This window comes from Maridesulfovibrio sp., from assembly GCF_963666665.1.
Taxonomy (GTDB): Bacteria; Desulfobacterota; Desulfovibrionia; order Desulfovibrionales; family Desulfovibrionaceae; genus Maridesulfovibrio.
Window position 1 is genome coordinate 3,566,134 of sequence record NZ_OY762999.1, and the last position, 14,079, is coordinate 3,580,212.

The window sequence follows — 14,079 nt, forward strand, 5'->3', positions numbered from 1 at the left end:
ATTTGTCCTTTTCAATGTTTTTAAGTAGAAGCGTTTTCAACGCATTATGCCCTTCTTTTGGAGTTCTCAGGAACTGTTTTTTGTATCTTTTTTCAAAATAATTAATTCTAGGTCAGAGCGGCACAGCCTGTTCATGCCAGTTATAGTGGACATGTTGCTACCGGTGACTATTCTACAGGACTATACTCATCAAAAAGTAAAATGATGATCAGCCTTTTGGCTGAGATTAAAATTCAATAAAAAAGTGGAGCGTTCGACATGCCTGATTTTCGCAAAGCCCTCAGTGACGACAAGATATATTTCTTTGACGGAGGTTACGGAACCTTTTTGCAGAGCCGTGGACTTCCCGCAGGCATGTCCCCAGAACTTTTCGGACTCCAGAGTCCCGAGGTAATTAAATCCGTACACAAGGATTACGTTGATGCCGGGGCCAACGTGCTGACCACCAACACCTTCGGCGGCAGCAGGCCCAAGCTTGGCGCAGATGTAGACGTAATCGGCTTGAACCGGGAAATGGCCCTTCTCGCCCGCTCAGTTGGCGGTGATAATATCTTTATCGCCGGTAGTGTCGGCCCCACCGGACATTTTGTGCAGCCGTTGGGCGAGATGACCTTTAAGGAAATGGTCGAAATCTACAAGGAGCAGATCACCGGTCTTGTAGAAGGTAGAGTTGATCTGATTCTCGGTGAAACTCATTTTGATCTCGCTGAAGCCCGTGCCGTGGTAATTGCCGCCCGCGAAGTCTGCGACCTGCCCGTAGCTTTATCCATGACTTTTGAGTCTCCGTTAGCCTGTTTGACCGGAACCTCTCCCGCAACTTTTATCGACACCATGCAGAACATGGGTGTTGAGCTTATGGGTACCAACTGTTCAGCCGGACCGGAGCAGATTCTGAAAGTGCTGGAAAATATGCAGCCCCGTCTTTCTTCTCCTCTTCTGGTGGAAGCTAATGCCGGACTGCCCGAACTGGATGAGAATCGCAACACTGTTTTTCGCCTTCAGCCTGAACCTTTTGCCGAGCAGTCTGCCAAGTTTGTGGATGTCGGTGCTAAATTTATCGGCGGCTGCTGCGGAACAGGTCCGGATCATATCCGTGCCCTGCGCAATCGAGTAGACGGTGCCAAATGGAAGCGTCCTGTTCCGCAGGATGATTGCCAGCTGGTGCTGACCTCACGCGCCCAGTCTGTAAAGATCGGTTTTGAACAACGCGGCGTTATCATCGGTGAACGCATCAACCCCACCGGCAAGAAGCAGCTCATCGCGGAACTCCAGAAAGGCCAGTTTACCGAAGCCATGAAATTTGCCGAAGAGCAGATCGCTGTCGGGGCACCTGTTCTGGACGTAAACGTCGGTGCGCCTATGGTTGATGAGGTCGCAATATTGCCCGCGCTGGTTAAAGAAATTTTCGCCCAGCATTCCGCACCGCTTTCCATTGATTCCACCAACCCGGATGCTGTTGAAGCGGCTCTCTGGGAATACCCCGGCTCTGCGCTGGTCAACTCCATCAGCGGTGAGCCCGGACGTATGGAGCGTCTTGGCCCCCTGTGCAAAAAGTTTGGTGCCCCGTTCATCCTGCTGCCCATCGTAGGCAGCAAGCTGCCCATTACCTGCGCCGAGAAAGTTGAGGTTGTCTCTGAGCTGCTCAAGCAGGCTGACGATCTGGGCATCCCGCGCAGGCTGATCATGGTCGACGCTTTGGCCCTGACAGTTTCCTCCAAGCCTATGGCTGCCCGTCATTGCCTTGATTTTATCAAGCATTGCCGCGAAGAGTGGAACCTGCCCACCGTGCTGGGCCTGTCTAATATTTCTTTCGGTCTTCCGGCCCGTGAACTGCTTAACTCCAGTTTCCTGACCCTTTGTCAGGGACAGGGGATGGCTGCATTTATTTCCAACCCCAACTCAGTGCGTTTGCGTGAAGCTCTCTACGCCAACGAAGTTATGCTTTGCCGCGATCCGCAGGCCGAGCAGTATATCGAGCGTTATGCAAATTGGACTCCTTCCGGTGATGGTGGTCAGTCCGGTGCTGCAACGGGCGGTAATAAAGCTGACAAGTCCGGGGCTGAAAACCTTTTTGATGCTGTTGTCAAAGGCGACCGCGGTTCCATCGTCGCACTCGTAGAGCGTGACCTTGAAGGCGGACGTGCGCCTTTTGCAATGGTCAATGAAGATCTCATCCCGGCAATCATGGAAGTGGGTGAAAAGTACGAGCGTAAGGAATATTTCCTTCCCCAGCTTCTGCAGTCCGCTGAAACCCTGCAGAAGGGTTTTGAAAAGCTCAAGCCGCTGCTCGAAGCTTCCGGAGAAGTGGAGGAGAAAGCTACCATCATCATGGCAACCGTTGAAGGCGATATTCACGATATCGGTAAAAACATTGTCTGCCTGATGCTCAAAAACCACGGCTACAACGTGATTGATCTCGGCAAAGATGTACCCGCTGAAACCATCGTCAATGCTGCTGAAGAATACGGAGCAAAGATCGTCGGGCTTTCCGCATTGATGACCACTACCATGGTCCGCATGGAAGACACCATCAATCTGATCAAAGAACGTAATCTCGATATCAAGGTTATGATCGGCGGTGCGGTTATTACCGGTGGATTCTGTGACTCCATTGGTGCAGACGGCTGGTCTACTGATGCTGTCGCTGCGGTAAAAGTTGCCAAAAACCTGCTGCAGTAATGCAGGATGCGGATTTTTGAATTATTCAATGGAATCTGCTAGTGGATTGTTTATAACTTGCTGAACTTTACGTTCGGTTTGAGGAACTATATGAAGATGTTCAATAAATTAAGCGTATTGATTGCCCTGCTGCTCGTGCTTGTTGCCGGATGTGACAAGGCTGAGACCGCTGAGGGTGTTGATACTGTCAACGCTCAGGGGATTCAGGAGATTATCGCTAAGAGCAAGGGGAAGGTAGTGCTGGTCAATTTCTGGGCTACCTGGTGTCCTCCATGCCGTGCTGAGATTCCTGAACTTATTGAGCTGCGCAAGAAATTCTCTGATGATGATCTGGTAATGATCGGCGTTTCGGTGGATCAGGACAGTGATGCAGTGGATGAATTTATGCTTAAAAACGAGAAGTTTAATTATCCGGTCTATTTTGCTGCTGAAGATGTGGGCGCTTCATTCAGGATTCAGTCCATTCCCAGAACCATGCTTTATGATCCTGCAGGGCAGCGGGTTTTCGACAAGGAAGGAAGTTACCCCGGCGCCATGTTTGAAAGATATATTAATAAGATGCTAAAGGATCGGTAGACGCGGATGTTTAAGATTAGAAAAGCATTGATGGGAGATGCCAAGCATATCCATTCCATCATTAAGGACCGGACAAAAGATGCGATGGTTCTGCCCCGGCCTTTGAACTCCATTTACGGACATCTGCGTGATTTTTTTGTGGCCGAAGATGAAGACGGCAAAATTATCGGCTGTTGTGCACTTGCCATAAGCTGGGATTGTCTGGCAGAAGTGCGGTCTTTGGTTGTTGTGCCTGAAGCACGTGGTTCCAATCTGGGTGCACAGATGGTGGAATTTTGTCTTCAGGAAGCGCGCGAGCTTGGTGTTTGCGACGTATTTGTATTGACTAATATTGAGAAGTTCTTTGCAAAACTGGGATTTGTGGAAACAGATAAGCATGTTCTGCCCCAGAAAATCTGGGCCGATTGTATTAACTGTCCCCAGTTTCCGGATTGCGACGAAGTTCCAATGATCATGAAACTGAAATAAACAAGGAAAACTATCATGGGCCATAGCCTTAAAGAAGTTTATTCCAAAGAAATAATTGCTGAAAGAATTAAAGTTTTAGGAAAAGAAATTTCCGAAACATACGGTCAGGAACCGCTGGTCTGCGTATGCGTACTTAAAGGCGCTTATCTCTTTTTCGCTGACATCACCCGCGCTCTGTCTTCCGATCCTGAAATCGATTTCGTGCGTCTTTCCAGCTACGGCGCAGGAACCAGCCGTACCGGAAACATGAATTTTTCCAAGGACCTTGAAGTATCCATTGCAGATAAGCATGTGCTGATCATCGAAGATATCGTTGATACCGGACACTCTGTGGAGTTTCTTAAGCATGTGTTTTCAAAACGTAACCCGCTGAGCGTGAAAACCTGCGCCCTGATTGATAAAAGAGAGCGTCGTGAGATTGATCTGGAAGTTGAATTTCCCGGTTTTGTCCTCAACCACGGCTTTCTTGTGGGATACGGAATGGACTATGCTGAAAAATACAGGTATTTAAGTGCAGTGTATGAACTTGAGAATGCCTAGATTTTAGGCTTTCTGTTCTTAAAGTTGTAATAAATAGAGTCGGTTAAACCTATTCAATGGCAGGTATAGTGGTCCATGATTATTACGTGTTCAAATTGCGAGACCAAATTCAATTTACCGGAAAGTAAGATTCCGGCAGGTGGAGCTAAGGTTAAATGCTCCAAATGCGGAAATATTTTTAAGGTAGCTCCTCCCGCTCCCGAGCCTGAGGATGAAGTTGAGTCCATGCTTGAAGAGGAGCAGCCGAAACCTGCACCGGAACCGAAACCGGAACCCAAGCCTGAACCAGAGCCCGAACCGGAATCTGATTTTGACGATGACCTTTTTGACGAGGCCGTTGATGAATTGGGTGCTGAGCTGGGAGAAGATCCCTTCGGAGATATCGGCACTGATGATTCCGGGAAAACTGCTGCGGATGATTCTGACGACTTTGAAGATGATCTTTTCGGTTCTGACGATAATTCCGATGATGCTGAAATCGGGGCCGACCTTTTTGATGACGATGATGACCCTTTTGCAGAGAGCGATGCTGAGGAAGCTCCTGCAGAAGAGGATGATTTTGATATAGATGACGAGCTGTTCGGTGGCGATGATGATGTCGAAGCCGCTTCCGCTCCTGCCGGCGGCGCAGAAGTCGAAGAGGAAAGTGATGACCTCTTTGATGATGACGACCTTTTCGGCGATGAGGATGACGGCGCTGATCTTTCCGAGGATAATCTTTTCGATGATGATGAAGAGGTTGAGGAAGATGACGGCACCTTCGCAGAGGAAGATTTCGAGGACGGTGAAGATTTTACAGAAGAGGATTTATCCGAAGATGATGTGGAAGAAGATGACGGCCTCGCTCTTGATGACGGCGAAATAGCCGGTTTTGACCTCGATGATGAAGCGACTGGTTTCGATCTCGATGATAACCTCGACGCTCCGTCATCCAAGAAAAAAGAGAAGAAAGGTAAAAAAGGGCTGATCATTACCCTGATTATCCTGATCCTTTTTGCCGGTGGCGCTGGAGCAGCATGGTATCTCAAACTTTGGGAAAGCCTGCCGTTCAGCATCCCCTTCGTTACTTCTGACGATGCCGGAACTGTAGATTCCAACGAGCCGCCATCCAAGCGGTTCAGCAAGTTCTCATTCAAGGATTTGCGCCAGTTCTATGTCAACAATGACAAGGCCGGACAGCTGTTTATTATCGAAGGTAAGGTTGTGAACAATTTCAGCACTCCCAAAGAGCTGATTGAAGTTGAAGCACAGCTTTTCGATGATAAGGGACAGGTTCTTGATTCCAAGAGACTGCTTTGCGGAAATACTCTTTCCCTGTTCCAGTTGGAAGTGCAGTCCAAAGAAGAAATCGAGGCCGGACTTGGCTCCAAAGTCGGCATACTCTCCAACAACACACTGCTCAAGCCGGGTATGGATACGCCTTTTATGGTTGTTTTCTTCCAGCCCTCGCCTGCAGTTAAAGAGTATGTCATTAACGTAGTAGACGCCAAGAATCCGCCTAAGAAGTAGAGGCATGCCTCCGGCGGCCCTCCGGGGGCTTAAACCCTTTTACAAAAGGGTTTAAGAATCCCAAAAACTTTTAGTGGGTTTTTATCCGGGCATAGCTTGTGAGATTGTGCTGATTAGAAGTTAATTAGTGGCGGGAGATATGGCTTTAAGCTGAATCTCCCGCCTTTTTTTATGCGAATTTAATTTAGGGTTTCCACCATGAAAACTAAAGACGTTTTTGTTTGTACTAATTGCGGGGCGCAGGCCTTGAAATGGCAGGGTCAATGTCCTCGTTGCGGCGAGTGGAATACTCTGCAGGAAAAGGTTGTTGTTCGTCGCAAGGGCGGTGTGAGCCATGCCCCTGCCAACATTTTGGCTGTGCCGTTGGCTGATATCCCTGTAGAGCATACCGAAGCCCGTTCAACCGGATTCAAGCCTCTTGATACTGTGCTGGGTAAGGGCTTTGTCCCCGGCGGTGCTGTGCTGGTGGGCGGAGAACCGGGCATTGGTAAGTCTACCTTGCTGCTGCAGCTGGCTGCAGAGCAGTGCCGCATGGGTAATAAAGCGGTTTATTTTTCGGGTGAAGAATCATTGGCGCAGATTCGGGGCAGGGCGGACCGTCTGGGCGTGCTGCAATCCGGTTTGCTGGCGGTGGCTTCTACCAATGCGGAAGAGGCTCTGTCTATTCTGGAGGCTCCGGAAAAGCCTGATTTGATGATCATCGACTCGGTACAGACTTTGACCTCTCCAAGGGCGGAGGGCATCCCCGGCAGCGTCAGTCAGGTACGGGCGGTTTCCTCCGAGCTGGTGGAAGCGGCCAAGAAGACCAGCACTACTTTAGTAATTGTAGGGCACGTGACAAAGGATGGGCAGATTGCCGGACCGAAGCTGCTGGAACACATGGTGGATACGGTGCTGTACCTTGAGGGGGACCGCAAGCACATGATGCGTATCATGCGGGTGCTCAAGAACAGATTCGGTCCCAGTGATGAGTTGGTGGTTTTTTCCATGCGTCAGTCCGGTATGGAGATTGTGGAAGATCCTTCGACACTTTTTCTCGGCGACCGGGATGATTCCTGTTCCGGGGCAGCAGTGGTCATGGCCATGGATGGGCATAAACCCTTTGCCGTGGAAGTTCAGGCCCTTGCCAGCCGTACAGTGCTTTCTATTCCGCGCCGGACAGCATTAGGCTTTGATACCAACAGGTTGAACCTTATTTTGGCTGTGCTGGAAAAACGGTTAAATTTGAACTTGGGTCAGCTGGATATTTATGCCAAGATCGGCGGCGGCTTGGCCATGCGTGATCCCGGACTTGATCTGGGTGTAGTGTCAGCGGTGCTGTCCTCTTTTTATGATCGTCCCTTGCGGCCCGGAGCTGTTTTTTGGGGTGAGGTGGACTTAAACGGGCGCATCCGGCCCGCATCAGGCGGGGAAACAAGACTCAAGCAGGCCCAGCGGCTGGGTTACGGACCCATTTTTCAGTCAGAGACTTGCCGCACTCTGGATGAGTTGCAGGCAAAGTTGTTTGGTCCTGAATAATTATAAATATGACGATCTTTGCTCAACAGAGCGAAGCTTAATAAAAGGTTTTGGGATTCTTAAACCCTTTTGCAAAAGGGTTTAAGCCGCCGGAGGCATTTAATGAAAAAAGTTTTTTTGGTTGCCGGAGCACGGCCCAATTTGATGAAAGTTGCACCGATCTTTCGGGCATCACGTGATCTTGAGGGCGTTGAATGCCAGATGGTCTATACCGGACAGCATTATGACCGTCAGATGTCACAGGTCTTTTTTGAGGATCTGGACATTCCCAAGCCTAAATTCAATATGGGCAAGTCCACCGGAACCCATGCGGAGCAGACCGGGGCTATTATGGTCGCTTTCGAGAAAATGTGCATGGATGAAAAACCTGACCTTGTGGTGGTTGTGGGTGATGTTAACTCCACCTTGGCCTGCTCTGTGACTGCGCGTAAGCTGCATATTCCGGTGGCTCATGTTGAAGCCGGTCTTCGCAGCGGTGATATGGACATGCCTGAGGAAATCAACCGCATGGTTACCGATTCCATCAGTAACCTGTTCTTTACCACTGAAGATCATGGCCGGGAAAACCTGCTCCGTGAAGGTAAGGATGCGGATACGATTTTTCATGTCGGTAACGTGATGATAGACAACCTTTTCCACAATGTGGACCGGTTGGGACCTGAGGTTGTTGCTGACTATCGGAGCCGCGAGTTGAAGGAGAAGATCGGGCGCTATGGTTTTATGACTATGCACCGTCCTTCCAATGTGGATAATCGTGAGGTTCTGGAGGGCATTGTTGATGCTCTGAATAAGATTGCCGAAGATTTACCCCTGCTTTTTCCTATCCATCCCCGTACCGAGAAAATGATGGCCCAGTTCGGGATATCTTTTTCTGAAAACGTGCATACTTTTCCTCCGCTTTCTTTCAGGGAATCATTGTATCTGTGGAAAGATGCGCAGGTGGTTATTACCGACAGCGGGGGATTGCAGGAAGAGACAACAGCGCTTGGAGTGCCCTGCGTGACTGTGCGTGAGAATACCGAACGTCCTGTTACAATTGAGAAAGGAACCAATGTTCTGGCCGGAATTTCCGGTGAAAATATTCTGCGGGAAACAGAAAACGCATTGAAGAAGACCGGTAGCCCTGCTCCTAAGATTGACGGTTGGGATGGTCATGCTTCTGAGCGTATCTGGAAAATCCTGCTGGATTTTCTAGGCTGATCTTATTTGACTGTAAATGAATTAATACAACCCGTTTCTGATCTTCAGGGGCGGGTTTTTTCGTTGTTTAAACAATGGAAAAATCATGGGTGCTCGTGTTAAGGTGCGGCAGAAATTGAAAAAGGGGATAATTATGCCATCCAGTGTTCGTTGCGTTTTTGTTTCATTGATGTTTTTGGTTCTGCTTAGCAAATCGGTTTTTGCCTCCAATATTTTCCCTCTTGAACCACCGGATACTTCCAGCCCCCGGGCGACCCTTTCGAGTTTTATTCACTACACAGATAAGCTTTATGAAGAGGCTACGGCTGCGGAAGAAGATTTGTTTTTAGCAAGAGAGTTTATGCAACGCGCTGAGCGGTGTTTTGATTTCAGTATGGTTCCGCCTACGCTTCTCAGTGATGTGAGTGTCGAATCAGTACTCAGGTTGCGGGAGATTCTGGATCGTATCGAATTGCCGGACCTTGCCGACGTTCCCGATAAATCCGAAGTTAAAAAATTTAATATTCTGCTCTGGCGCATCCCTCATACAGAAATCACTATCGGACGTTGCCCGGAGGGCCCGCGTATGGGGTCTTATCTGTTCACACCTGAAACTGTGCGGCGGTTGGAAGAATATTATGAAGAAGTGAGCCATCTTCCTTACCGTAGTGATAAGGGCGAGAATTATACCGGCTTTTATGAGCAGTATATCTATTCTTCCGGCTGGATGATACCGGATGGATTTTTAAAGAAGCTTCCTGAATGGATGAAGGAAGGCTATCTGGGGCAGGCCGTCTGGCAATGGATAGCAATGGTAATGATTCTGATTCTGGGAGACCTCAGCATGTGGGGTGTCTGGCTCTGGCATAAGAAGCAGAAATACAGGATCCGCAAGTGGAATTGGAGATGGGAAAGATTGTTGTTCCCGCTTTATGCCATGTTGATCTGCATTGTAATGGAGTATCTTATTGATGATCAGATCAATATCACAGGCGATGTGCTTTCATGGATATCCATGCTGCTGAAATTCCTTTTTGCCATATTCGCGGGCGTGGCTATCATCATAGGCGGCGATGTGGTTATGCGCGGTATTATCTATACTTCAAAGATCAAGGAAGAGGCTCTTGATGCGGATGTTATCCGGCTTGGATGCCGTATGGCTTCATTCGGCCTTGTTTTTGTGCTTTTCTACAATGCCGGGAGCTATTTCGGTATTCCGGTCACGGCTATTTTTGCTTCGGCCGGTATTGCCGGTGTTGCTGTTGCCTTGGCTGCCCGGGAAACATTGGCCAACTTTTTCGGTGGAGTCTCTATCTTTATGGACCGTCCTTTCAGGGCAGGCGATTATATTGTGCTCGATAACGGCGACCGCGGTGAGGTCAAGGCTGTCGGCATGCGCAGTACCCGGATTCAGACCCGTGATGACATAATGATCACCATTCCCAACTCGGTTATCACCAATGGCAAGGTTGTAAACCAAAGCCGCCCCCATCCGCATTTCAGGGTGCGTATCAAACTCGGAGTAGCTTACGGCAGTGATGTCGATAAGGTTGAAGAATTGCTGATGAAGTTGGCGGAAAACAACTATCTGACTCTCAAAGATCCTGCGCCCAGGGTCCGTTTCCGCAAGTTTGGAGATTCAGCCCTTGAGTTTGAACTGCTCTGCTGGGCCGCTCGTCCTCATGACCGGGGCAGGCTGATTCATGAACTCAGTCGTGATATTTATAAGTGCTTCAATGCGGAAGGAATTGTTATCCCCTTTCCCCAGCAGGATGTATATTTGCATAAAGCGGAGGATTGAGATCATGAGTAGTGAAAGAAATATCCAGAAGTATCGGGGAAAGGTTTTCCGGGAAGACAGGGAGGTGCTCAATGGGCACCGGTCTGCGGTTTTCTGGTTCACCGGCCTTTCCGGATCAGGAAAATCCACTATTGCCCATGAGGTTGAAAAGCAGCTTTTTGATCGGTCCATGAGGGCTTACGTATTCGACGGGGATAATGTTCGCCACGGATTATGCGGAGACTTAAGTTTTTCTCCGGCTGCCCGGACAGAGAACATCAGGCGTATAGCAGAAGTGTCGAAATTGTTTACGGAGAACGGGACAATCTGCATGTGCGCGTTCATTTCTCCTCTTGAAAAGTATCGCCAGATGGCTCGCGAGATTGTAGGGGACGCTGATTTTTATGAAATATTTATCACCTGTCCGCTTGAGGTTTGTGAAGAGCGGGATGTAAAGGGCTACTACAAATTGGCTCGTGAAGGTAAAATCAAGAATTATACCGGAATCTCAGCTTCATATGAGGCTCCGGAAGCTCCTGATCTGGTTGTTGATACGGATAAGGAAACGCTTGAGGAATCAGTGGCAAAGGTGAGTGGTTTCATTCTTGAGAAGGTTGGTTTTCAAGCTGTACAGATTGCCCAAAAAAAGAACTCCCCGAAATGAGATTTCGGGGAGTTCTTTTAGTATTTAAGTACAGCGCCGGACCAGCTGAGGCCGATTCCGAATCCGAAGAGCATGATAGTGTCTCCTCGTTTGAGTTCCCCCCTGTTTTCCGCCCTCTTAAGGGCAATGGGGATGGTAGAGGAAGTCGTGTTGCCCACTTCGTACAGGTCGATGATCATTTTTTCTTCCGGGATCTTCAGCTTCTCGGCAAGTGACTCCAGAACCTTATTACTGGCCTGATGAAAGACGAAAAGATCGATTCCATCCATGCCGACTCCGGCTTGCTCAGCCAGTTTTCTGATCTCATTCGGAATGGTCTTTACTGTGAACTGGAAGACCTTGAATCCGTCCATCTGCATGTCCGGCTTGGCGATAGGTGCGTTGTCTTCTTTTCCTGTTACAACGCTGATTCCTGAATTGAGGCAACGGATTGATTCACTGCGGCTGCCGTCTGTTCCAAAGAGAAATGAGGGAGCTGTTTCAGGTTTATCGATAATTGTCGCAGCCGCACCATCTGAAAATATAAGGAAAGATGTCTTGTTTTCCGGATCTATAGTTTTGGAGTAGTTATCGACAGTTACAAAGAGTACCCGTTTAGATATTCCGGCTGCCATGTAGCCGTAGGCAATGGAAAGACCGTAGCAATACCCGCTGCAGCCGAGGCTTACGTCAAAACATTTGGTCGAAGACGGAAGGCCAAGTTCGTGTTGCAGGCAGGCGGAAACATGGGGCAGGAGTTGGTCCGGAGTCTGGGTACAGACGATCAGCGTGTCCGGTAATTCATCTGCAGATAGTCCGGACAGAACTTTTGACGCGGCTTTATAGGCCATCTGCAAGGTGGTTTCATCTTTTGCTGAGTGGTGCAGATAGCGAACGCCTGTCTTAGGCAGTGAGTTGCTTACATGCCAGTGAGGCTTGGTTTCATCCAGCTCATGGCAGTCTATGGTATATTCAGGGAGATAGTAGTCTATATTATTGATAAAGCTGTTCATTGCTCTTGCAACTGCATAGTGCTTGTTGTCTTCATAAGAAGGTAGTTAAGGATAAAGTAGTATCGGATAAGTGATAGTCCGGGGATGGTTCTAATAGCGAGATTTTATGCGCTATGCAAGCTTGCAGGGTAAAATAATATACCTTCTTAGGTGTATATAAAATGTCCGGCGTATCAAAGATACACCGGACAGGTATGGTCGGTGTTTGTTATACAGGTGATTATTGGCTTTCGTTGACCGTTTTAATTGCTGTTGGAAGGAATAGTGTGAAAATGTCATGAAGTCCGGCCATAAGCTTGCCTGCATTATCGCCGGTGTTGGTCATGTCTTTTTTTTGCTTGGATATATAGTTTTTGGCGAAAAGCAGCTTGTTGCTTTTGGTGACCATACCGTCCAGACGGACCTTGTAGTTCATTTCAAGCTGGCCGGGCCGGTTAATGTATACCTTGTTGGCAATACCGGTAATGATAAAAAGGTCTCCCGCTTCGTCCATGGTTTCGAAATATTCCACATCAAGACCTTCAGCCTTGAGTTGTTTGTAGAGCGATTGCCCCATCCAGGTTCCAATGTCCACTGAAGGGTAGTAGGTGAAAAGTTTGCTTTGACCTATTTCTTTAATGGGCTTGCTTTCTGTGAATTTAACAACCGCTATTTTTACAGGACATGGGGGGATATCAATGTCGATCGGAGTATAATCTAATTGAAGTATAGTGTCTTTCATCTTTGTATCTGTGGAAAGACCTGTCTGGGGGAAAGCAAAAATTATTAAGAGCAGAGTTGCTAGATACAGAGTTCTTCTTTTCATGATTTCTCCCGTGTTATTAAGTGTAATGGTTGTGAAAATATATTTAGTTTCAATCTAATTGATCTGTGTTGTTTTTGTCAAAGTTGATTTTAGAAGGCATGTATTGAGGCTGGAACTTGACCGGGACTGCGGGCTGGTTTACTTGCAGGCAGGCTGTGAGTATTTAGGGGGCGGTCGTTATTTTCTGTTTACTTAGTCTGGACTTTATAGGGTGGGTATGCTTTATTTCCGTGCCTTTCGGCAGTCATGATCGTTTGAAACAAGATTTGTGAGCTTTTTAAAGTGAAAGATATATCATCAATTAATCCTAAGAAAATACTTGTTTGTCAGTTGCGCCAGATTGGCGATGTTGTGTTGGCTACTCCTTCTGTTTCACTTCTCCATAAAAAATATCCTGATGCTGAAATTCATGTCCTGACAGAGGACAAGTGTACGCAAGTATTTGATAATAATCCGGCAGTCAGCCATGTCTGGGCTATTGATAAAAAGAAACTTCGTAATCCAATAAAGGCCTTGGCATTTTACTGGAAAGTGGGGCGGGCCGGATATGACCTTATTGTCGATTTTCAGCAGCTTCCCCGTTGTCGGTGGGTTGTTCTGTTCAGTGATGCTCCGGTTAAACTTGCCGAGATGCCGCCGTGGTATAACCGTTGGCTGTATACCAATTGGCCTCAATCTATCCCGGATGGATACGCTGCCATGTATAAGGCTGGAGTGCTTAAGCCTCTTGGTATTGACTGGAATTCCGAGCGGCCGATGATTTTTGTTTCTGATGAAGAACGAGCCGAAGCAAAGGCCTGTCTCGATTCCCTTGGTGTAGCCGATGATGAACCTTTGATTACAATTGATGCATCCCATAGAAGGCATACCCGTAAATGGCCGGAAGAGTATTATGGAAAGTTGATCCGTTTAATTGCGGAGAAGCGTCCTAATTTTAAATTTTTTCTGCTTTATGGGCCCGGCGAAAAAGATGTAGCACTTAAGGTAAGGGAAGAGTCCGGAGTTGCCGATAAGTGTGTCATGGTTGAGAAACCCGGTTCTTTGAGAATTATGGCCGCTTTGATTGAACGGGCTATTCTTCATATTGGGAACTGTTCTGCTCCGAGGCATTTTGCTGTTGCCGTCGGCACACAAAGTATTGTCATGCCCGGTTCATCCGGAAGTTGGGTTTTCCCTTCACCGGAACACGAGGAAGTTGTCGCTGGTATTGAGTGCGAGCCTTGCGGTAGGGAGAAATGTGAACGCGGTGATTTGGCCTGTCTGACTAAAGTAATGCCGGAAGATGTTCTTTTAAGGGTTTTAGATAGAGTGTAAACCTGCTACAAGGGGATTCTCTTGAGTGGGATGTTCGGTATAGTCCTTTTCAAGT

The 14,079-nt window shown here is 48.0% G+C and carries 12 protein-coding genes; 10 read left to right on the top strand and 2 right to left on the bottom strand.

The features are described 5' to 3' along the window. Positions 1 to 258: 258 nt before the first annotated feature. From ACKU40_RS16405 to cysC, 9 genes are all read left to right on the top strand, one after another. The gene (locus ACKU40_RS16405) at positions 259 to 2,679 is read left to right on the top strand and encodes a homocysteine S-methyltransferase family protein (RefSeq protein WP_320173861.1); all 2,421 of its coding nucleotides are present in this window, start codon (positions 259 to 261) and stop codon (positions 2,677 to 2,679) included. A gap of 90 nt (positions 2,680 to 2,769) precedes the next feature. Further along, positions 2,770 to 3,255, top strand: coding sequence for a TlpA disulfide reductase family protein (locus tag ACKU40_RS16410; RefSeq protein ID WP_320173862.1), 486 nt, complete (start codon positions 2,770 to 2,772; stop codon positions 3,253 to 3,255). Between the two features lie 6 nt (positions 3,256 to 3,261). Beyond that, positions 3,262 to 3,723: an N-acetyltransferase gene (locus tag ACKU40_RS16415; protein ID WP_320173863.1), complete on the top strand. Its 462-nt coding sequence runs from the start codon at positions 3,262 to 3,264 to the stop codon at positions 3,721 to 3,723. Between the two features lie 15 nt (positions 3,724 to 3,738). Further along, complete coding sequence (hpt, locus tag ACKU40_RS16420; protein WP_320173864.1) at positions 3,739 to 4,263, top strand: hypoxanthine phosphoribosyltransferase; 525 nt, start codon at positions 3,739 to 3,741, stop codon at positions 4,261 to 4,263. 75 nt (positions 4,264 to 4,338) lie between these two features. Then, entirely contained in the window at positions 4,339 to 5,772 is a 1,434-nt protein-coding gene (locus tag ACKU40_RS16425) for a DUF3426 domain-containing protein (RefSeq protein WP_320173865.1), read from the top strand. Positions 5,773 to 5,970: 198 nt separating this feature from the next. Then, positions 5,971 to 7,290 (top strand): DNA repair protein RadA, encoded by a 1,320-nt coding sequence (gene radA / locus ACKU40_RS16430; RefSeq protein ID WP_320173866.1) that lies wholly within the window; start codon positions 5,971 to 5,973, stop codon positions 7,288 to 7,290. Between the two features lie 102 nt (positions 7,291 to 7,392). Continuing rightward, the gene (gene wecB, locus ACKU40_RS16435) at positions 7,393 to 8,490 is read left to right on the top strand and encodes a non-hydrolyzing UDP-N-acetylglucosamine 2-epimerase (RefSeq protein WP_320173867.1); all 1,098 of its coding nucleotides are present in this window, start codon (positions 7,393 to 7,395) and stop codon (positions 8,488 to 8,490) included. A 133-nt stretch (positions 8,491 to 8,623) separates the two neighbouring features. Further along, complete coding sequence (locus tag ACKU40_RS16440; protein ID WP_320173868.1) at positions 8,624 to 10,270, top strand: mechanosensitive ion channel family protein; 1,647 nt, start codon at positions 8,624 to 8,626, stop codon at positions 10,268 to 10,270. 4 nt (positions 10,271 to 10,274) lie between these two features. Further along, entirely contained in the window at positions 10,275 to 10,913 is a 639-nt protein-coding gene (cysC, locus tag ACKU40_RS16445) for an adenylyl-sulfate kinase (protein ID WP_320173869.1), read from the top strand. 17 nt (positions 10,914 to 10,930) lie between these two features. On the opposite strand, the gene ACKU40_RS16450 is transcribed toward cysC, so the two are convergent. Beyond that, on the bottom strand, positions 10,931 to 11,905 hold the full coding sequence (locus ACKU40_RS16450; RefSeq protein WP_320173870.1) for a ketoacyl-ACP synthase III: 975 nt from the start codon (positions 11,903 to 11,905) through the stop codon (positions 10,931 to 10,933). Positions 11,906 to 12,125: 220 nt separating this feature from the next. Next, positions 12,126 to 12,710 (bottom strand): hypothetical protein, encoded by a 585-nt coding sequence (locus ACKU40_RS16455; RefSeq protein WP_320173871.1) that lies wholly within the window; start codon positions 12,708 to 12,710, stop codon positions 12,126 to 12,128. 282 nt (positions 12,711 to 12,992) lie between these two features. On the opposite strand from ACKU40_RS16455, the gene ACKU40_RS16460 reads away from it, so the two are divergent. Then, complete coding sequence (locus tag ACKU40_RS16460; protein ID WP_320173872.1) at positions 12,993 to 14,024, top strand: glycosyltransferase family 9 protein; 1,032 nt, start codon at positions 12,993 to 12,995, stop codon at positions 14,022 to 14,024. Positions 14,025 to 14,079: the final 55 nt, after the last annotated feature.

Bases quoted from the DNA above. Each gene is read 5' to 3' on its own strand.
- ACKU40_RS16405 (WP_320173861.1), top strand. From the start codon at position 259: ATGCCTGATTTTCGCAAAGCCCTCAGTGACGACAAGATATATTTCTTT.
- ACKU40_RS16410 (WP_320173862.1), top strand. From the start codon at position 2,770: ATGAAGATGTTCAATAAATTAAGCGTATTGATTGCCCTGCTGCTCGTG.
- ACKU40_RS16415 (WP_320173863.1), top strand. From the start codon at position 3,262: ATGTTTAAGATTAGAAAAGCATTGATGGGAGATGCCAAGCATATCCAT.
- hpt (WP_320173864.1), top strand. From the start codon at position 3,739: ATGGGCCATAGCCTTAAAGAAGTTTATTCCAAAGAAATAATTGCTGAA.
- ACKU40_RS16425 (WP_320173865.1), top strand. From the start codon at position 4,339: ATGATTATTACGTGTTCAAATTGCGAGACCAAATTCAATTTACCGGAA.
- radA (WP_320173866.1), top strand. From the start codon at position 5,971: ATGAAAACTAAAGACGTTTTTGTTTGTACTAATTGCGGGGCGCAGGCC.
- wecB (WP_320173867.1), top strand. From the start codon at position 7,393: ATGAAAAAAGTTTTTTTGGTTGCCGGAGCACGGCCCAATTTGATGAAA.
- ACKU40_RS16440 (WP_320173868.1), top strand. From the start codon at position 8,624: ATGCCATCCAGTGTTCGTTGCGTTTTTGTTTCATTGATGTTTTTGGTT.
- cysC (WP_320173869.1), top strand. From the start codon at position 10,275: ATGAGTAGTGAAAGAAATATCCAGAAGTATCGGGGAAAGGTTTTCCGG.
- ACKU40_RS16450 (WP_320173870.1), bottom strand. From the start codon at position 11,905: ATGAACAGCTTTATCAATAATATAGACTACTATCTCCCTGAATATACC.
- ACKU40_RS16455 (WP_320173871.1), bottom strand. From the start codon at position 12,710: ATGAAAAGAAGAACTCTGTATCTAGCAACTCTGCTCTTAATAATTTTT.